Annotated in this window: 28 protein-coding genes; 27 read left to right on the forward strand and 1 reads right to left on the reverse strand. The window is 66.8% G+C overall.

The genetic code is table 11. The features are described from left to right. Positions 1-409: 409 nt before the first annotated feature. Positions 410-1,012: a hypothetical protein gene (locus AMK18_RS10705; RefSeq protein ID WP_073862635.1), complete on the forward strand. Its 603-nt coding sequence runs from the start codon at positions 410-412 to the stop codon at positions 1,010-1,012. A 54-nt stretch (positions 1,013-1,066) separates the two neighbouring features. Here AMK18_RS10705 and AMK18_RS10710 read toward each other — a convergent pair whose 3' ends face one another. Continuing rightward, the gene (locus AMK18_RS10710) at positions 1,067-1,501 is read right to left on the reverse strand and encodes a DUF5959 family protein (RefSeq protein WP_073862636.1); all 435 of its coding nucleotides are present in this window, start codon (positions 1,499-1,501) and stop codon (positions 1,067-1,069) included. Between the two features lie 380 nt (positions 1,502-1,881). On the opposite strand from AMK18_RS10710, the gene AMK18_RS34400 reads away from it, so the two are divergent. From AMK18_RS34400 to AMK18_RS10845, 26 genes are all read left to right on the forward strand, one after another. Continuing rightward, entirely contained in the window at positions 1,882-2,430 is a 549-nt protein-coding gene (locus AMK18_RS34400) for an SMI1/KNR4 family protein (protein ID WP_143202266.1), read from the forward strand. Between the two features lie 73 nt (positions 2,431-2,503). Then, the gene (locus AMK18_RS34190) at positions 2,504-3,028 is read left to right on the forward strand and encodes a hypothetical protein (RefSeq protein WP_079199265.1); all 525 of its coding nucleotides are present in this window, start codon (positions 2,504-2,506) and stop codon (positions 3,026-3,028) included. 194 nt (positions 3,029-3,222) lie between these two features. Continuing rightward, complete coding sequence (locus tag AMK18_RS10725) at positions 3,223-3,915, forward strand: hypothetical protein (RefSeq protein WP_241836533.1); 693 nt, start codon at positions 3,223-3,225, stop codon at positions 3,913-3,915. 426 nt (positions 3,916-4,341) lie between these two features. Next, positions 4,342-4,650, forward strand: coding sequence for a 30S ribosomal protein S10 (rpsJ, locus tag AMK18_RS10730; protein ID WP_003948644.1), 309 nt, complete (start codon positions 4,342-4,344; stop codon positions 4,648-4,650). Positions 4,651-4,664: 14 nt separating this feature from the next. After that, positions 4,665-5,309 (forward strand): 50S ribosomal protein L3, encoded by a 645-nt coding sequence (gene rplC, locus AMK18_RS10735; protein WP_018101228.1) that lies wholly within the window; start codon positions 4,665-4,667, stop codon positions 5,307-5,309. 4 nt (positions 5,310-5,313) lie between these two features. After that, a complete protein-coding gene (gene rplD / locus AMK18_RS10740) occupies positions 5,314-5,964 on the forward strand; it encodes a 50S ribosomal protein L4 (protein WP_018101227.1) in 651 nt (216 codons plus the stop codon). Continuing rightward, positions 5,964-6,287 (forward strand): 50S ribosomal protein L23, encoded by a 324-nt coding sequence (gene rplW / locus AMK18_RS10745; RefSeq protein WP_018101226.1) that lies wholly within the window; start codon positions 5,964-5,966, stop codon positions 6,285-6,287. Before rplD ends, rplW begins: the two co-directional genes overlap by 1 nt. Positions 6,288-6,325: 38 nt before the next feature. Continuing rightward, positions 6,326-7,162, forward strand: coding sequence for a 50S ribosomal protein L2 (gene rplB / locus AMK18_RS10750; protein WP_018101225.1), 837 nt, complete (start codon positions 6,326-6,328; stop codon positions 7,160-7,162). Between the two features lie 12 nt (positions 7,163-7,174). Continuing rightward, the gene (rpsS, locus tag AMK18_RS10755; RefSeq protein ID WP_018101224.1) at positions 7,175-7,456 is read left to right on the forward strand and encodes a 30S ribosomal protein S19; all 282 of its coding nucleotides are present in this window, start codon (positions 7,175-7,177) and stop codon (positions 7,454-7,456) included. Between the two features lie 40 nt (positions 7,457-7,496). After that, complete coding sequence (rplV, locus tag AMK18_RS10760; RefSeq protein WP_004571827.1) at positions 7,497-7,844, forward strand: 50S ribosomal protein L22; 348 nt, start codon at positions 7,497-7,499, stop codon at positions 7,842-7,844. Beyond that, positions 7,844-8,680, forward strand: a complete 837-nt coding sequence (gene rpsC, locus AMK18_RS10765; protein WP_018101223.1) for a 30S ribosomal protein S3 — start codon at positions 7,844-7,846, stop codon at positions 8,678-8,680. Before rplV ends, rpsC begins: the two co-directional genes overlap by 1 nt. Before the next feature lie 5 nt (positions 8,681-8,685). Further along, positions 8,686-9,105: a 50S ribosomal protein L16 gene (gene rplP / locus AMK18_RS10770; protein ID WP_018101222.1), complete on the forward strand. Its 420-nt coding sequence runs from the start codon at positions 8,686-8,688 to the stop codon at positions 9,103-9,105. After that, complete coding sequence (gene rpmC, locus AMK18_RS10775) at positions 9,105-9,329, forward strand: 50S ribosomal protein L29 (RefSeq protein WP_014047786.1); 225 nt, start codon at positions 9,105-9,107, stop codon at positions 9,327-9,329. The genes rplP and rpmC overlap by 1 nt, the downstream gene beginning before the upstream one ends. Beyond that, on the forward strand, positions 9,329-9,616 hold the full coding sequence (gene rpsQ, locus AMK18_RS10780) for a 30S ribosomal protein S17 (protein WP_018101221.1): 288 nt from the start codon (positions 9,329-9,331) through the stop codon (positions 9,614-9,616). The genes rpmC and rpsQ overlap by 1 nt, the downstream gene beginning before the upstream one ends. Before the next feature lie 100 nt (positions 9,617-9,716). Next, positions 9,717-10,085 (forward strand): 50S ribosomal protein L14, encoded by a 369-nt coding sequence (rplN, locus tag AMK18_RS10785; RefSeq protein WP_003966950.1) that lies wholly within the window; start codon positions 9,717-9,719, stop codon positions 10,083-10,085. Between the two features lie 2 nt (positions 10,086-10,087). Beyond that, positions 10,088-10,411 carry a 50S ribosomal protein L24 gene (gene rplX, locus AMK18_RS10790; protein WP_003966949.1) on the forward strand — a complete coding sequence of 108 codons (324 nt, stop codon included), beginning with the start codon at positions 10,088-10,090 and terminating at the stop codon, positions 10,409-10,411. Beyond that, positions 10,411-10,968, forward strand: coding sequence for a 50S ribosomal protein L5 (gene rplE / locus AMK18_RS10795; RefSeq protein WP_018101220.1), 558 nt, complete (start codon positions 10,411-10,413; stop codon positions 10,966-10,968). The genes rplX and rplE overlap by 1 nt, the downstream gene beginning before the upstream one ends. 2 nt (positions 10,969-10,970) lie before the next feature. Next, entirely contained in the window at positions 10,971-11,156 is a 186-nt protein-coding gene (locus AMK18_RS10800) for a type Z 30S ribosomal protein S14 (protein ID WP_003948630.1), read from the forward strand. A gap of 224 nt (positions 11,157-11,380) precedes the next feature. Then, the gene (gene rpsH / locus AMK18_RS10810) at positions 11,381-11,779 is read left to right on the forward strand and encodes a 30S ribosomal protein S8 (protein WP_018101219.1); all 399 of its coding nucleotides are present in this window, start codon (positions 11,381-11,383) and stop codon (positions 11,777-11,779) included. Between the two features lie 21 nt (positions 11,780-11,800). Continuing rightward, positions 11,801-12,340 (forward strand): 50S ribosomal protein L6, encoded by a 540-nt coding sequence (rplF, locus tag AMK18_RS10815; protein ID WP_018101218.1) that lies wholly within the window; start codon positions 11,801-11,803, stop codon positions 12,338-12,340. A 2-nt stretch (positions 12,341-12,342) separates the two neighbouring features. Next, positions 12,343-12,726, forward strand: coding sequence for a 50S ribosomal protein L18 (rplR, locus tag AMK18_RS10820; protein WP_018101217.1), 384 nt, complete (start codon positions 12,343-12,345; stop codon positions 12,724-12,726). A 46-nt stretch (positions 12,727-12,772) separates the two neighbouring features. Further along, the gene (gene rpsE, locus AMK18_RS10825) at positions 12,773-13,378 is read left to right on the forward strand and encodes a 30S ribosomal protein S5 (protein ID WP_018101216.1); all 606 of its coding nucleotides are present in this window, start codon (positions 12,773-12,775) and stop codon (positions 13,376-13,378) included. Further along, positions 13,378-13,560 (forward strand): 50S ribosomal protein L30, encoded by a 183-nt coding sequence (gene rpmD / locus AMK18_RS10830; RefSeq protein WP_003966943.1) that lies wholly within the window; start codon positions 13,378-13,380, stop codon positions 13,558-13,560. Before rpsE ends, rpmD begins: the two co-directional genes overlap by 1 nt. Before the next feature lies 1 nt (position 13,561). After that, positions 13,562-14,017 (forward strand): 50S ribosomal protein L15, encoded by a 456-nt coding sequence (gene rplO, locus AMK18_RS10835; protein ID WP_018101215.1) that lies wholly within the window; start codon positions 13,562-13,564, stop codon positions 14,015-14,017. A gap of 225 nt (positions 14,018-14,242) precedes the next feature. Next, on the forward strand, positions 14,243-15,562 hold the full coding sequence (gene secY / locus AMK18_RS10840) for a preprotein translocase subunit SecY (RefSeq protein WP_018101214.1): 1,320 nt from the start codon (positions 14,243-14,245) through the stop codon (positions 15,560-15,562). Next, positions 15,562-16,221, forward strand: a complete 660-nt coding sequence (locus AMK18_RS10845) for an adenylate kinase (protein ID WP_018101213.1) — start codon at positions 15,562-15,564, stop codon at positions 16,219-16,221. The genes secY and AMK18_RS10845 overlap by 1 nt, the downstream gene beginning before the upstream one ends. Positions 16,222-16,289 lie beyond the last annotated feature (68 nt).

Raw genomic sequence — 16,289 nt, forward strand, 5'->3', positions numbered from 1 at the left:
GGTCGGCGAGAGGCGTGTCGAGATACGGCATGTGACGACGGCCGATCAGTTCCTGGAGGCTTTGCGGGCCCATGCGAAGGTGTCGCCGGCGGCGCGGCGGTAGCGGTGGTTCATGGCCGTGGTGGCGCTCCTCGTCGCGGCCACGGCGGTGCGCATCACGCAGGGCTGTTACAAAGTTAGTTGATCATGTGTTTTTGCTGGTCAAGTGGGCCGTGTCCGGACATGCCGAAGCTCCGTTGGTGTCGGTGAGCTACCAACTCGTCGTCAGCCAACGGAGCTTCGGTGATTCGTCAGTCTGCCATGGTGTGCCCGTGTCTGGAGTGCGCTGCCGGGGTGCCGGGAGCGCGTGGCTTCGTGTCGCTGGTGCTGCCCGGCTTTCGACTGATCCGCCCGCCACTGGAGGCACACCGTGAGTATCGAGCACCTGGCCCGTGACGCCGGGCTGACCGCCCCCCGTGGCTACCGGGTGGACTGGGACCGTGCCGAGGCGGCTGTGGGTACGGGACTGCCGGCGGACTACAAGGAGTACGTGTACTGGTTCGGCCCCGGCGGCTTCGACGACTATCTGATCGTGTGCGTGCCCGGCGTCGAGAACAGCAACACGGAGCTGGCCGCGCACCTTGCCGCGGCGCACGAGGGTGCCCGAGTGCGCGCCCGGCTCACCGGTGCGGCGCCTCGTGTGCCGTTGTTCCCGGATCCGGGCGGCTGGCTGCCCTGGGGTTTCACCACGGGAGGTGACGGCTTGTACTGGGTCACGTCCGAGGACGCCCCCGATCGCTGGACCGTCGCGGGCCGCCCGGGCCGCGGGTCGGACCTCGCGTTCTTCGACGGGGGCTTCACCGCGTTCCTGCACACCTTCGTCCGGGACACCGTGGAGATGCCGTTCATCGCCGAGACCGACAGCGAGGTACCGATCGCCTTCGAGCCCCACGACGGTACGTTACTGGGCGGCGCGGGCACGCGCCTGGAGGCGTACGGCCTCTTCGAGGAGGCCCCGGGAACGGAATCCTGAGCGGGCGGGGCCGTCATCGGCCTCGCGGAAGGCGGCCCTTGAGCCCCTGCCTTCTCACCGCTCCAGTTGGAAGCGGCTTCTGACCACCGCGAGCATCTGACGGTGTGCGTCCCAGTCGGGCCGGTCCATGAGGGGCACGGTGACGACGACCTGTGAGCCGGTGACGTCGTAGACGCTCACCTCCGTGCACCCGCTCTCGTTCTCGTCCGTGGGGTCGATCATGATCCGCGGGGAGCGTCCGCTCTCCAGCCAGGTGCCCTTTCCTCCGGCCGCGACAGACTCCAGTACCTCGGCCCAGCGGTCGAGGTCGTACGCGTTGAGATACAGCTCGACACGGCCACTGACGAATCCGGTGTCGACCACGATCTCGGCGCGGAGGGTGTCGTACCGGTCGGTGCCGGAGAAGCTCATCCTCTCGACGATGCGCACCGAGACGACCTGCTCCCCGTCCGTGAGGGACATCAGCTCGACCGGGCTGGAATCGGGCACGTCGGTTCTGCTTTCTCCTGGGCGGTGTGTACGCACGGTTGCCGCGGCCCGCCGGCCTCGGCCAAGTCGCTCACGTGATCAAGTATCACTTCAAGAAGCTCCAGGAACGGCCGGACGCGATCGGCGGCCGTTTCGCGGCACCGGCTCGCCCAGCGAAGGCGATTTCGCTATGCCGGGCCCCGGCTACGACGTCGTGCGGCGGTGGGGAACGATATGGCCCACGCGTCATGGCGAAACGTGCCCCGTGGACCTGGCCTGGCGAGGACTGGATCGCCGAGCACCGGTGGCGTTTGGAATTCGTCCGGCCGACCTGAAGCACTGCGTGCACAAGACGGCGAAGCAGTTGAGGGCGAACCTGTGACGGTCCGGAACACCTCTGATTGGCAGACGACATGGTGAATGTGACATCTCTGGAAGACGTGGCTCCGGCCATGGTGCCGTTCCGCTCCGAGGCGCCTCGGGGCGTCGATTTCGCCGCCGTCTCCTCCGCACTGGGCTCCGACCTGCCGACGGACTTCAAGGAGCTGGCCCGGCGCTACCCGACGCTGGAGTTCGACGGGTTCCTGCGTGTGCCGCTGCCCCGTCCCGGTGCCGAGTCGGCCTTCGTCGACGGAATCCGTCGGGAACTCGAAATCCTGCGGGATCCGCAGGACAACGACATGGCGGGAGGGTACGAGGCCCATCCGGCACCCAACGGGCTGATTCCCTGGAGCGAGTCCCTCTCCGGTGACGTCTTCTACTGGCGGGTCGCGGGTTCGGACCCCGATTCCTGGCCCGTCGTCGTGAGCGGCAGGAACGACGACTGGTGGGAGTTTCCGGGCGGGGCCATCGCCTTCCTCGTCGGCCTGATCGACGGGTCGGCCGAGCGGCGAGGTCTGCCGGGGGACATTCCGAGCAGGCACCCTGCGGTACGTGCGTTTCCTGGCTGAGCCCGCCTGCGGGCCCCGCTGCCTGGCATTGCCCTCATACCGCCCGACACCCTGCAGGAGCGAGACCGCGCAGATGCTCGACGAACTCGAAGAGGCCCTTCCCGCTCTCCGTGCGCACCGCCGCAGCGACCTTCCCCCGGTCGACTGGGCGTTCATCGAGCGGGAGGTCGGCTGCGCCTTTCCGGCGGATTTCGTGGAGCTGTCGACGTACTACCCGCCGTTCGTCCTCGACGAGTTCCTCTCCGTCCATGTCCCCGAGGCGGGCCGGGAGCGGAACTTCGTGTCCGGGATCCGGCAGATGACCGGTACGTTGACGAGCCTGCGTGACGACGGAATGTCCCACGGACACGTGCCCTCTCCCGAGCCCGGCGGCCTCGTTCCCTGGGGGGACTCCTGCGACGGTGACGACTTCTACTGGAGGACCGGGGGAGACGGTCCGGACGACTGGACCGTCCTGGTGGCGGGCCGCAACGACGACTGGTGCGAGTTCCGCGGCTCCCTCACGCAGTATCTGGCGGGCCTGGTGAAGGGGACCGTGGCACCGGACGGTCTGCCGCCGGACTTCCCGGTGGATAACCCGACGGTCGAGACTAACTGACCAGGCCCCGCCGTCCCGTACCCGTCCTCCCGTAAAAGAGCCGACCCATGAGCACCGTCATACCCCCCCCCCCCCGAGCACCCCGACGACGGACCCGGTGTGGGTCAGCGGGCGTCGTGGACGGCGAGGCGCCGGTCGCCCTGGCGGCGGCGGAAGCAGGTGGCTGAGCCAGCGCTCCCGCCCGGCTGCGGACCGTGCGCTCGGTGCTCGTGCTGGCGCTGGTCGCTGGGGTGACCCTGGTCGTCATACGGCCGTCGCTGCTGCTGGACCGGCTCCCCGGGCACCACGCTGAGGCCGTCTCGGCCGATGCCTCGCCGCTGCCCGCCGAGACCGCGCGGCCGAACGCCGCCCCGGTGGCCCGCGCGGGGCTGCCCGACCGCGCGCACCCGTTCCGGGGGTCGCCCGCCGAGCGGTGGGCCTCCGGGGCCGATGCGATCGAGCTGCCCAAGGCGAAGGCGGTGGGCGGGATGAGCAAGGCGGACGTGGCGCTCGCGCTGCGCCTGACCAAGGAGTTCCTGGTCGGCACCAATCTGGACCCGGCCGTGCTGCGCGGCGGGCAGCCCACCGCCGCGATGGCCCTGCTCGACCCGAAGGATCCGGACACGCTGCCGGAGCTGCGGCGCGCCCTGCGCGACCCGGACGAGCGGCACGATCCGCTGGATCTGGTGAGCCGATTCGACCCGGACGAGGTGGCGCCGGTCGGTGACGTGGTCCGGGTGCGGGGGTGTATCACGTTCGGCGCGGGGAAGCAGGGCGAGGTGCGGGTGCACGCGGACTACACGTTCGTCTATCCGCTGGTACGGGCCGACGGGGACGGCTCCGTCGACCGTCACCGCTCCTTGGGGATGCCGGGCGACGGCCGCTGCGGAACGACCACCCGCACCTGAGCCGAGGCCGCCGCGAGGCCCCCGATGCGCGCCTGCGTTTGACCGGACACTCGGGCGGGGTAAGATCCCCGGCCCGATTGGCCAGGCTCGCAGCCCGTATGGCACACTAGCCAGGTTGCTCGGTTGAGTGTCAATGCTGCGCGCCTCCCGCCGGGAGGACCGGAAGCGAGTCCCACAGTACTCGTCGGCCCCATGCGGGCCGGACGTACGGGAATCTTCCGGGAAGCGTAAGTGGGGCACCGGCCAGGCGCCCGGTGGGGTTTCACCCCCGGCAGCGTGGTCTTCGGCCCGCACCCCCTTGGTTGGGAAATCCTTCGGGACTTCTGCGTAGAGGGGATGCGACACGCCCGACCGCGTGGGTCGGAGGAGAAGGTACCGAACCCCGGGTTCCAGAGCGTTAAACGAGAGACAGGACTACTAGTAGCCATGGCGGGACAGAAGATCCGCATCCGGCTCAAGGCCTACGACCACGAGGTCATCGACTCCTCGGCGAAGAAGATCGTCGAGACGGTGACCCGCACTGGTGCGTCGGTCGCGGGCCCGGTGCCGCTGCCCACTGAGAAGAACGTGTACTGCGTCATCAAGTCGCCGCACAAGTACAAGGACTCTCGCGAGCACTTCGAGATGCGCACGCACAAGCGCCTCATCGACATCCTCGACCCCACCCCGAAGACGGTTGACTCGCTGATGCGTCTCGACCTGCCGGCTGGCGTCGACATCGAGATCAAGCTCTGAGGGGACGGGCCGAGATGAGCAAGAACATCAAGGGCGTCCTGGGCGAGAAGCTCGGCATGACCCAGGTCTGGGACGAGAACAACCGGGTTGTCCCGGTGACCGTCGTCAAGGCCGGTCCGTGCGTCGTGACGCAGGTCCGTACGAACGACAGCGACGGCTACGAGTCGGTGCAGATCGCCTTCGGCGAGATCGACCCGCGCAAGGTGAACAAGCCCCTCAAGGGTCACTTCGCCAAGGCCGACGTCACCCCGCGCCGCCACCTGGTGGAGATCCGCACTCCTGACGCCAGCGAGTACACGCTCGGCCAGGAGATCAATGCCGAGGTGTTCGAGTCCGGCGTCAAGGTTGACGTCACGGGCAAGAGCAAGGGCAAGGGCTTCGCCGGTGTCATGAAGCGTCACAACTTCCGGGGCCTCGGCGCCGGTCACGGCGTGCAGCGCAAGCACCGTTCCCCCGGTTCGATCGGTGGCTGCGCCACCCCTGGGCGTGTCTTCAAGGGCATGCGCATGGCCGGTCGCATGGGTAACGAGCGCGTCACCACCCAGAACCTGACCATCCACGCGGTTGACGCGGAGAAGGGTCTGCTGCTCATCAAGGGCGCGGTCCCCGGTCCGAACGGCGGCCTCGTCCTGGTCCGTACCGCGGCCAAGGGGGCTTGAGGTAATGAGCACCATTGACATCCTTTCGCCGGCAGGCGACAAGGCCGGTACCGTCGAGCTCCCCGCGGAGATCTTCGACGCGAAGACCAGCGTTCCGCTGATCCACCAGGTCGTTGTCGCGCAGCTGGCAGCTGCCCGTCAGGGCACGCACAAGACCAAGCGTCGCGGCGAGGTCCGCGGTGGTGGGCGCAAGCCGTACCGCCAGAAGGGCACCGGCCGCGCGCGCCAGGGTTCGACCCGTGCGCCGCAGTTCGTCGGCGGTGGCGTCGTCCACGGCCCGCAGCCGCGTGACTACTCGCAGCGCACCCCGAAGAAGATGAAGGCCGCCGCCCTCCGCGGTGCCCTCTCGGACCGGGCGCGTCACTCCCGTATCCACGTCGTCACCGGCGTGGTCGAGGGTGGGGTCTCCACGAAGGCCGCCAAGACGCTGTTCGGCAAGATCTCGGAGCGCAAGAACGTGCTCCTGGTCGTCGACCGCAACGACGAGGCCGCGTGGCTCTCCGCACGCAACCTGCCCCAGGTGCACATCCTGGAGCCGGGCCAGCTGAACACGTACGACGTGATCGTCTCTGACGACGTGGTCTTCACCCAGGCCGCCTTCGAGTCCTTCGTGTCTGGCCCCCAGACCGCTGAGACCGAAGGGAGCGACGCCTGATGAGCGAGGCGACCGTTACCAGCAAGACCTACGACGACCCGCGCGACGTTCTCGTCAAGCCGGTTGTCTCGGAGAAGAGCTACGCGCTGCTCGACGAGAACAAGTACACGTTCATCGTCGCGCCGGGCTCCAACAAGACCCAGATCAAGCAGGCCGTGGAAGCGGTCTTCTCGGTCAAGGTCACCGGGGTCAACACGATCAACCGCCAGGGCAAGCGCAAGCGCACCAAGAGCGGTTTCGGCAAGCGCGCTGACACCAAGCGCGCCATCGTGACCCTCGCTGAGGGCGACCGTATCGACATCTTCGGCGGCCCGACCTCCTAGTGAGGCCGAGTCGTCCGGAATCGGACGAGGACTGAGAAATGGGTATCCGCAAGTACAAGCCGACGACCCCGGGCCGTCGTGGCTCCAGCGTCGCCGACTTTGTCGAGATCACGCGGTCCACGCCGGAGAAGTCGCTGGTCCGCCCCCTGCACAACAAGGGCGGCCGTAACAACACCGGTCGTGTGACCGTTCGCCACCAGGGTGGTGGCCACAAGCGCGCCTACCGCGTGATCGACTTCCGTCGTCACGACAAGGACGGCGTGCCGGCCAAGGTCGCGCACATCGAGTACGACCCCAACCGCACCGCGCGCATCGCGCTCCTGCACTACGCGGACGGCGAGAAGCGCTACATCATCGCGCCGCGTGGCCTGGGCCAGGGCGACCGTGTCGAGAACGGCCCGGCCGCCGACATCAAGCCCGGCAACAACCTGGCGCTGCGCAACATCCCGGTCGGTACGACCATCCACGCCATCGAGCTGCGGCCCGGCGGCGGCGCGAAGTTCGCCCGCTCCGCGGGTGCCTCCGTGCAGCTGCTGGCGAAGGAGGGCACCATGGCCCACCTTCGTATGCCGTCGGGTGAGATCCGCCTGGTCGACGCCCGCTGCCGCGCCACCATCGGCGAGGTCGGCAACGCCGAGCAGTCGAACATCAACTGGGGCAAGGCCGGCCGTATGCGGTGGAAGGGCGTCCGCCCGACCGTCCGTGGTGTCGTGATGAACCCGGTCGACCACCCGCACGGTGGTGGTGAGGGTAAGACCTCCGGTGGCCGTCACCCGGTTTCGCCGTGGGGTAAGAAGGAAGGTCGTACTCGTTCGCCCAAGAAGGCGTCGAACAAGTACATCGTCCGCCGCCGCAAGACGAACAAGAAGCGCTAGGAGCGGGTTTAGATGCCGCGCAGTCTCAAGAAGGGGCCCTTCGTCGACGGCCACCTCGCCAAGAAGGTGGACGTACAGAACGAGGCCGGCACCAAGAACGTCATCAAGACCTGGTCCCGTCGCTCGATGATCGTCCCGGCCATGCTGGGTCACACCATCGCGGTGCACAACGGCAAGATCCACGTCCCGGTGTTCGTCACCGAGTCGATGGTCGGCCACAAGCTCGGCGAGTTCTCGCCGACTCGCACCTTCCGCGGCCACGTCAAGGACGACCGGAAGTCGAAGCGCCGCTAACGCGGGGTGACTGACTATGACTTACACCGAAGGGACAACCATGGAAGCCAGGGCCCAGGCGCGGTACATCCGCGTCACGCCCATGAAGGCCCGCCGCGTGGTGGACCTCATCCGTGGCATGGATGCCACGGAGGCTCAGGCGGTCCTGCGTTTCGCCCCGCAGGCCGCGAGCGTGCCGGTCGGCAAGGTGCTGGACAGCGCCATTGCCAACGCCGCACACAACTACGACCACACCGACGCCTCTTCGCTGGTCATCAGCGAGGCGTACGTGGATGAGGGCCCGACCCTGAAGCGGTTCCGTCCGCGTGCTCAGGGCCGTGCCTACCGGATCCGTAAGCGGACCAGCCACATCACCGTGGTCGTCAGCAGCAAGGAAGGAACCCGGTAATGGGCCAGAAGGTAAACCCGCACGGGTTCCGGCTCGGCATCACCACGGACTTCAAGTCCCGCTGGTACGCCGACAAGCTGTACAAGGACTACGTCAAGGAAGACGTCGCCATTCGTCGCATGATGACGAAGGGCATGGAGCGCGCCGGCATCTCGAAGGTTGAGATCGAGCGCACCCGCGACCGCGTCCGCGTCGACATCCACACCGCTCGCCCGGGCATCGTCATCGGCCGCCGCGGCGCCGAGGCCGACCGCATCCGCGGCGAGCTGGAGAAGCTGACCGGCAAGCAGGTCCAGCTGAACATCCTCGAGGTCAAGAACCCCGAGGTGGACGCTCAGCTGGTGGCCCAGGCCGTTGCCGAGCAGCTCTCCTCCCGCGTCTCCTTCCGTCGTGCCATGCGCAAGAGCATGCAGAGCACGATGAAGGCCGGCGCCAAGGGCATCAAGGTCCAGTGCGGCGGTCGCCTCGGCGGCGCCGAGATGTCCCGCTCGGAGTTCTACCGCGAGGGCCGTGTGCCCCTGCACACGCTCCGCGCGAACGTCGACTACGGCTTCTTCGAGGCCAAGACGACCTTCGGCCGCATCGGCGTGAAGGTCTGGATCTACAAGGGCGACGTCAAGAACATCGCCGAGGTCCGCGCCGAGAACGCTGCTGCCCGTGCGGGCAACCGCCCGGCCCGTGGCGGCGCTGACCGCCCGGCCGGCCGCGGTGGCCGCGGTGGCGAGCGTGGCGGCCGCGGCCGCAAGCCGCAGCAGTCGGCTCCGGCCGCCGAGGCCCCCAAGGCCGAGGCGACCGCCGCTGCTCCGGCTGCTGAGAGCACCGGAACGGAGGCCTGACCGAAATGCTGATCCCCCGTAGGGTCAAGCACCGCAAGCAGCACCACCCGAAGCGCAGCGGCATGTCCAAGGGTGGCACGCAGGTTGCGTTCGGCGAGTACGGCATCCAGGCGCTGACCCCGGCGTACGTGACGAACCGTCAGATCGAGTCCGCTCGTATCGCCATGACGCGTCACATCAAGCGTGGCGGCAAGGTCTGGATCAACATCTACCCGGACCGTCCCCTCACCAAGAAGCCTGCCGAGACCCGCATGGGTTCCGGTAAGGGTTCCCCGGAGTGGTGGATCGCCAACGTCAAGCCCGGACGCGTCATGTTCGAGCTGTCGTACCCCAACGAGAAGATCGCCCGTGAGGCGCTGACTCGTGCGGCCCACAAGCTGCCGATGAAGTGCCGGATCGTCAAGCGCGAGGCAGGTGAAGCGTGATGTCGGCCGGTACCAAGGCGTCCGAGCTGCGCGAGCTGGGCAACGAGGAGCTCCTCAACAAGCTCCGCGAGGCCAAGGAAGAGCTGTTCAACCTCCGCTTCCAGGCGGCGACGGGCCAGCTCGAGAACCACGGTCGGCTCAAGTCCGTCCGTAAGGACATCGCCCGGATCTACACCCTGATGCGCGAGCGCGAGCTCGGTATCGAGACGGTGGAGAGCGTCTGATGAGCGAGAAGACTGTGACTGAGAGCAAGACCGCCGAGCGCGGCTTCCGCAAGACCCGCGAGGGCCTCGTCGTCAGCGACAAGATGGACAAGACCGTCGTCGTCGCCGTCGAGGACCGCGTGAAGCACGCGCTGTACGGCAAGGTCATCCGCCGTACGAACAAGCTCAAGGCCCACGACGAGCAGAACGCCGCCGGCGTCGGCGACCGCGTCCTCCTGATGGAGACCCGGCCGCTGTCCGCCACGAAGCGGTGGCGCATCGTCGAGATCCTCGAGAAGGCCAAGTAATTCCTGAGGGGACTTCCCCTCAGGTCAGTTCCGCCAGGCTCGGCAGGGGCTCCCGCAACGGAGCCCCTGCCGGGAACCGGCAGACGATCAGGAGATAGACGTGATCCAGCAGGAGTCGCGACTGCGCGTCGCCGACAACACGGGTGCGAAGGAAATTCTCACCATCCGTGTTCTCGGTGGCTCGGGTCGCCGCTACGCGGGCATCGGTGACGTCATCGTCGCCACCGTCAAGGACGCGATCCCCGGTGGCAACGTGAAGAAGGGTGACGTCGTCAAGGCGGTCATCGTTCGCACCGTCAAGGAGCGTCGTCGCCAGGATGGCTCGTACATCCGCTTCGACGAGAACGCCGCCGTCATTCTGAAGAACGACGGCGACCCCCGCGGCACCCGTATCTTCGGCCCGGTGGGCCGTGAGCTGCGCGAGAAGAAGTTCATGAAGATCATCTCGCTCGCGCCGGAGGTGCTGTAAGCATGAAGATCAAGAAGGGCGACCTGGTACAGGTCATCACCGGTAAGGACAAGGGCAAGCAGGGCAAGGTCATCGTGGCCTACCCCGCTCAGGACCGCGTCCTCGTCGAGGGTGTCAACCGGGTCAAGAAGCACACCAAGGCCGGCCAGACCGCTCGCGGTTCGCAGACCGGTGGCATTGTGACGACCGAGGCCCCGATCCACGTCAGCAACGTGCAGCTGGTTGTTGAGAAGGACGGCAACAAGGTCGTTACTCGCGTCGGCTACCGCTTTGACGACGAGGGCAACAAGATCCGTGTTGCCAAGCGCACCGGTGAGGACATCTGATGACTACCACCACCGCGCCGCGTCTCAAGACGCGCTACCGCGAGGAAATCGCCGGCAAGCTGCGTGAGGAGTTCTCCTACGAGAACGTCATGCAGATTCCCGGTCTGGTCAAGATCGTGGTCAACATGGGTGTGGGCGACGCCGCCCGCGACTCCAAGCTGATCGACGGTGCCGTCAAGGACCTCACCACGATCACCGGTCAGAAGCCGGCCGTCACCAAGGCCCGCAAGTCGATCGCGCAGTTCAAGCTGCGCGAGGGGCAGCCGATCGGCTGCCACGTCACCCTCCGCGGTGACCGCATGTGGGAGTTCCTGGACCGTACGCTGTCGCTCGCGCTGCCGCGTATCCGTGACTTCCGCGGCCTGTCGCCCAAGCAGTTCGACGGCCGTGGCAACTACACCTTCGGTCTCACGGAGCAGGTCATGTTCCACGAGATCGACCAGGACAAGATCGACCGGGTCCGGGGCATGGACATCACCGTGGTCACCACGGCGACCAATGACGACGAGGGTCGTGCCCTCCTTCGTCACCTCGGCTTCCCGTTCAAGGAGAACTGACCGTGGCGAAGAAGGCTCTGATCGCTAAGGCCGCCCGTAAGCCGAAGTTCGGCGTCCGGGGTTACACCCGGTGCCAGCGCTGCGGCCGGCCCCACTCCGTCTACCGCAAGTTCGGCCTGTGCCGCGTGTGCCTTCGTGAGATGGCTCACCGTGGCGAGCTGCCGGGCGTGACCAAGAGCTCCTGGTAATTCTCCTTCGCCCTTTGGGCGTTGGGAATCACCGGAGACTCTCGGTAAGCATCTGGTCGGCAGGAGCCCGGCCCCGCATGCCGTAGGCTTGCAGGGTTGGGCGCCTGCCGCCCATGACCGACTTACTACGCCGTAGGTCCCCGCACCGCACCCGTCCCGCCTCTGAGCGGGGAGAGGGATGGCGCATACAGGAAACCCCGGCGAGAGAGGCCGAAGGCCAACTCATGACCATGACTGATCCCATCGCAGACATGCTCACGCGTCTGCGCAACGCGAACTCGGCGTATCACGACGACGTCGTGATGCCGCACAGCAAGATCAAGTCGCACATCGCGGAGATCCTCCAGCAGGAGGGCTTCATCACCGGCTGGAAGGTCGAGGACGCCGAGGTCGGCAAGAACCTCGTCCTCCAGCTGAAGTTCGGCCCGAACCGCGAGCGCTCGATCGCTGGCATCAAGCGAATCTCGAAGCCGGGTCTGCGTGTCTACGCAAAGTCCACCAACCTGCCGAAGGTCCTCGGCGGCCTGGGCGTGGCGATCATCTCCACGTCCCACGGTCTCCTGACCGGCCAGCAGGCTCAGAAGAAGGGCGTAGGTGGGGAAGTCCTCGCCTACGTCTGGTAGTCGGGAACGGAGGAATAGCTCATGTCGCGAATCGGCAAGCTCCCCATCCAGGTTCCCGCCGGTGTGGACGTCACCATCGATGGCCGCACGGTCAACGTGAAGGGCCCCAAGGGCACCCTCACGCACACCGTCGCGTCGCCGATCGAGGTCACCAAGGGTGAGGACGGCGTCCTGAACGTCGTCCGCCCGAACGACGAGCGTCAGAACAAGGCCCTGCACGGCCTGTCCCGCACGCTGGTGGCGAACATGATCACCGGTGTGACCCAGGGATACATCAAGGCGCTCGAGATCAGCGGTGTCGGTTACCGCGTCCAGGCGAAGGGCTCCAACCTGGAGTTCGCCCTGGGCTACAGCCACCCGATCCTGATCGAGGCCCCGGAGGGAATCACCTTCAAGGTGGAGACCCCCACGAAGTTCACCGTCGAGGGCATCGACAAGCAGAAGGTCGGCGAGACCGCGGCCAAGATCCGCAAGCTGCGGAAGCCTGACCCGTACAAGGCCAAGGGCGTCAAGTACGCCGGCGAGGTCATCCGCCGCAAGGTCGGAAAGGCTGGTAAGTAGCCATGGCATACGGCGTGAAGATCGCCAAGGGCGACGCGTACAAGCGCGCGGCTCGCAAGCGGCGCCACATCCGCGTCCGCAAGCACATCTCCGGTTCGCCGGAGCGTCCGCGCCTGGTCGTGACCCGCTCCAACCGCCACATGGTCGCCCAGATCATCGACGACATCGCGGGCCACACGCTCGCGTCGGCGTCGACCCTGGACGTCTCCATCCGTGGTGGCGAGGGCGACAAGAGCAGCCAGGCCAAGCAGGTCGGCGCCCTGGTCGCCGAGCGTGCCAAGGCCGCAGGCGTCGAGGCCGTCGTGTTTGACCGCGGTGGTAACCAGTACGCCGGGCGGATTGCCGCTCTGGCTGACGCCGCCCGTGAAGCCGGGCTGAAGTTCTAGCCCCGGTTCCTACGCACAGCGGACGTAACAGAGAGAGGTAAATCCAATGGCTGGACCCCAGCGCCGCGGAAGCGGTGCCGGTGGCGGCGAGCGGCGGGACCGGAAGGGCCGTGACGGCGGCGCTGCCGCCGCCGAGAAGACCGCGTACGTCGAGCGCGTCGTCGCGATCAACCGAGTCGCCAAGGTTGTGAAGGGTGGTCGTCGCTTCAGCTTCACCGCGCTGGTCGTGGTGGGCGATGGTGACGGCACCGTCGGTGTCGGTTACGGCAAGGCCAAGGAAGTTCCCGCGGCCATCGCCAAGGGCGTGGAAGAGGCCAAGAAGAACTTCTTCAAGGTCCCGCGTATCCAGGGCACCATCCCTCACCCGATCCAGGGTGAGAAGGCTGCGGGCGTCGTCCTGCTCAAGCCGGCTTCCCCCGGTACCGGTGTGATCGCCGGTGGCCCGGTGCGCGCCGTTCTCGAGTGCGCCGGCGTCCACGACATCCTGTCGAAGTCGCTCGGGTCCTCGAACCCGATCAACATCGTGCACGCGACCGTGGCGGCCCTCCAGGGCCTGCAGCGTCCCGAGGAGATCGCGGCCCGCCGCGGTCTGCCCCTCGAGGACGTCGCCCCCGCGGCCCTGCTTCGTGCGCGTGCGGGAGCGGGTGCGTAATGGCCCGTCTCAAGATCACGCAGACGAAGTCGTACATCGGCAGCAAGCAGAACCACCGCGACACCCTGCGTTCGCTCGGGCTCAAGCGCCTGAACGACTCGGTTGTCAAGGAGGACCGCCCCGAGTTCCGCGGCATGGTGCACACCGTCCGCCACCTCGTGACGGTTGAGGAGGTCGACTGACATGGCGGAGAACAAGCCGCTGAAGGCCCATGACCTCCGGCCTGCCCCGGGCGCCAAGACCGCCAAGACCCGTGTGGGTCGTGGTGAGGCGTCCAAGGGTAAGACCGCTGGTCGTGGCACCAAGGGCACCAAGGCCCGCTACCAGGTTCCGCAGCGCTTCGAGGGTGGGCAGATGCCCCTCCACATGCGTCTGCCGAAGCTCAAGGGTTTCAAGAACCCGTTCCGCACGGAGTACCAGGTCGTGAACCTGGACAAGCTCGCGACGCTCTACCCCGAGGGTGGAGAGGTCACGGTGGCCGACCTGGTCGCCAAGGGTGCCGTGCGCAACAACCACCTCGTCAAGGTCCTCGGACAGGGCGAGATCTCCGTGGCGCTGCAGGTTTCGGTTGACGCCGTCTCCGGCTCCGCCAAGGAGAAGATCACCGCCGCCGGCGGTACCGTCACCGAGCTCGTCTGAGACAACTCGGACACTCAGGTGACCTGAACATCCGACCGGGGATGCCCTCTCAAATGGGGCATCCCCGGTTGGTCGTTCCTAGGGGGGCATGTACGCCGGTAAGGTGGCGTCCGTTGCTGTGGTATCCCCTGGGCGCGTGCGCCCGGGCTCCTTGGCTTTCATACGTATCCGTCGATCCTCAAGACCGTCACCTCTACGCTCTGCGCGGGGGTCGCAGGAGGCACCGTGCTCACCGGCTTCGCCCGGGCGTTCAAGACGCCCGACCTGCGCAAGAAGCTGCTCTTCACTCTCGGCATCATCGTGCTCTACCGGCTCGGGGCCCACATCCCGGTTCCGGGTGTGAGCTACGAGAACGTCCAGACCTGTGTTGATCAGGCCAGCAAGGGCAACAACAGCCTCTTCGGCCTGGTGAACATGTTCAGCGGTGGTGCGCTGCTGCAGATCACGATCTTCGCGCTCGGCATCATGCCGTACATCACGGCCAGCATCATTCTCCAGCTGCTGACCGTGGTCATCCCCCGCCTCGAGGCGCTCAAGAAGGAGGGCTCGTCCGGCCAGGCGAAGATCACGCAGTACACGCGTTATCTGACGGTCGCGCTCGCCATCCTCCAGGGCACCGGCCTGGTGGCCACCGCCCGCAGCGGCGCCCTGTTCAGCGGCTGCCCGGTCGCCGACCAGATCGTCCCGAACGACTCGCTGTTCACGACGATCACGATGGTCATCACGATGACCGCCGGCACCGCCGCCGTCATGTGGCTCGGTGAGCTCATCACCGACCGCGGCATCGGCAACGGCATGTCGATCCTGATGTTCATCTCGATCGCCGCGACCTTCCCGTCGGCCATGTGGGCCATCAAGACCAGCGGCAAGCTGGCGGACGGCTGGATCGAGTTCGCCACCGTCATCCTGGTCGGCTTCGTCATGGTGGCCCTCGTCGTCTTCGTCGAGCAGGCCCAGCGCCGCATCCCGGTGCAGTACGCGAAGCGCATGATCGGACGTCGTTCGTACGGTGGCACCTCCACCTACATCCCGCTGAAGGTGAACCAGGCGGGTGTGATCCCCGTCATCTTCGCTTCTTCGCTGCTCTACATCCCGGCCCTGATCGTCCAGTTCTCCAACTCCAAGGCGGGCTGGGCCATCTGGATCCAGGACAACCTGACCAAGGGCACCCACCCGTACTACATGACGGCGTACTTCCTGTTGATCGTGTTCTTCGCCTTCTTCTACGTGGCGATCTCGTTCAACCCCGAGGAAGTCGCCGACAACATGAAGAAGTATGGTGGCTTCATCCCGGGTATCCGGGCTGGTCGACCTACTGCCGAGTACCTGAGCTATGTGCTCAACAGGATCACTTGGCCGGGCTCGCTGTACCTGGGTCTGATCGCTCTGGTGCCGACGATGGCGTTGGCAAGCTTCGGTGGCGCTAACCAGAACTTCCCGTTCGGCGGGACGAGCATCCTCATCATCGTGGGTGTGGGTCTGGAGACCGTGAAGCAGATCGAGAGTCAGCTCCAGCAGCGCAATTACGAAGGGTTCCTCCGCTGATGCGAATCGTCCTCGTCGGCCCGCCGGGTGCCGGCAAGGGAACGCAGGCCGCGTACCTTGCCAAGAACCTGTCGATTCCGCACATCTCCACGGGCGACCTCTTCCGCGCCAACATCAGCCAGGGCACCGACCTTGGCAAGCAGGCCCGCGCGTACATGGACGCGGGGCAGCTGGTGCCGGACGAGGTGACGATCGGGATGGCCAAGGACCGCATGTCCCAGCCGGACGCGGTCAACGGCTTCCTGCTTGACGGCTTCCCGCGCAACGTGGGTCAGGCCGAGGCTCTGGATGTGATGCTCAAGGACGAGGGCGTGAAGCTGGACGCCGTGCTCGACCTGGAGGTCCCCGAGGACGAGGTCGTGAAGCGGATCGCGGGTCGCCGCATCTGCCGCAACGACAGCGCGCACGTCTTCCACGCCACGTACAACCCGCCGAAGACCGAGGGTGTCTGCGACACCTGCGGCGGCGAGCTGTACCAGCGCGACGACGACAGCGAGGAGACGGTGCGTACCCGGCTGGAGGTCTACCACACGCAGACCGAGCCGATCATCGACTACTACCGGGCACAGGACCTGGTGGTCACCATCTCCGCGCTCGGCAAGGTCACCGATGTGACCGACCGGGCCATGGAGGCGCTGAAGAAGTCCGCGGAGGACTGAGCGCCCACCCCTGTATCACGCAGTACAAGCCGGCCGCGGCGTCCTCGGACGCCGCGGCCGACTGCTTG

Source organism: Streptomyces sp. CB01249 (assembly GCF_001905735.1).
Lineage (GTDB): Bacteria > Actinomycetota > Actinomycetes > Streptomycetales > Streptomycetaceae > Streptomyces.

Excerpts from the sequence above, each read along its gene's own strand:
- rplR (WP_018101217.1), top strand. The coding sequence starts at position 12,343 with ATGGCATACGGCGTGAAGATCGCCAAGGGCGACGCGTACAAGCGCGCG.
- rplB (WP_018101225.1), top strand. The coding sequence starts at position 6,326 with ATGGGTATCCGCAAGTACAAGCCGACGACCCCGGGCCGTCGTGGCTCC.
- rpmD (WP_003966943.1), top strand. The coding sequence starts at position 13,378 with ATGGCCCGTCTCAAGATCACGCAGACGAAGTCGTACATCGGCAGCAAG.
- AMK18_RS34190 (WP_079199265.1), top strand. The coding sequence starts at position 2,504 with ATGCTCGACGAACTCGAAGAGGCCCTTCCCGCTCTCCGTGCGCACCGC.
- rpsQ (WP_018101221.1), top strand. The coding sequence starts at position 9,329 with ATGAGCGAGAAGACTGTGACTGAGAGCAAGACCGCCGAGCGCGGCTTC.
- rpmC (WP_014047786.1), top strand. The coding sequence starts at position 9,105 with ATGTCGGCCGGTACCAAGGCGTCCGAGCTGCGCGAGCTGGGCAACGAG.
- rpsS (WP_018101224.1), top strand. The coding sequence starts at position 7,175 with ATGCCGCGCAGTCTCAAGAAGGGGCCCTTCGTCGACGGCCACCTCGCC.
- rpsE (WP_018101216.1), top strand. The coding sequence starts at position 12,773 with ATGGCTGGACCCCAGCGCCGCGGAAGCGGTGCCGGTGGCGGCGAGCGG.
- rplP (WP_018101222.1), top strand. The coding sequence starts at position 8,686 with ATGCTGATCCCCCGTAGGGTCAAGCACCGCAAGCAGCACCACCCGAAG.
- rplW (WP_018101226.1), top strand. The coding sequence starts at position 5,964 with ATGAGCGAGGCGACCGTTACCAGCAAGACCTACGACGACCCGCGCGAC.
- rplC (WP_018101228.1), top strand. The coding sequence starts at position 4,665 with ATGAGCAAGAACATCAAGGGCGTCCTGGGCGAGAAGCTCGGCATGACC.
- rplD (WP_018101227.1), top strand. The coding sequence starts at position 5,314 with ATGAGCACCATTGACATCCTTTCGCCGGCAGGCGACAAGGCCGGTACC.
- AMK18_RS10845 (WP_018101213.1), top strand. The coding sequence starts at position 15,562 with ATGCGAATCGTCCTCGTCGGCCCGCCGGGTGCCGGCAAGGGAACGCAG.
- rplF (WP_018101218.1), top strand. The coding sequence starts at position 11,801 with ATGTCGCGAATCGGCAAGCTCCCCATCCAGGTTCCCGCCGGTGTGGAC.
- rplV (WP_004571827.1), top strand. The coding sequence starts at position 7,497 with ATGGAAGCCAGGGCCCAGGCGCGGTACATCCGCGTCACGCCCATGAAG.
- rplX (WP_003966949.1), top strand. The coding sequence starts at position 10,088 with ATGAAGATCAAGAAGGGCGACCTGGTACAGGTCATCACCGGTAAGGAC.
- rplO (WP_018101215.1), top strand. The coding sequence starts at position 13,562 with ATGGCGGAGAACAAGCCGCTGAAGGCCCATGACCTCCGGCCTGCCCCG.
- rpsH (WP_018101219.1), top strand. The coding sequence starts at position 11,381 with ATGACCATGACTGATCCCATCGCAGACATGCTCACGCGTCTGCGCAAC.
- rpsC (WP_018101223.1), top strand. The coding sequence starts at position 7,844 with ATGGGCCAGAAGGTAAACCCGCACGGGTTCCGGCTCGGCATCACCACG.
- rpsJ (WP_003948644.1), top strand. The coding sequence starts at position 4,342 with ATGGCGGGACAGAAGATCCGCATCCGGCTCAAGGCCTACGACCACGAG.
- rplE (WP_018101220.1), top strand. The coding sequence starts at position 10,411 with ATGACTACCACCACCGCGCCGCGTCTCAAGACGCGCTACCGCGAGGAA.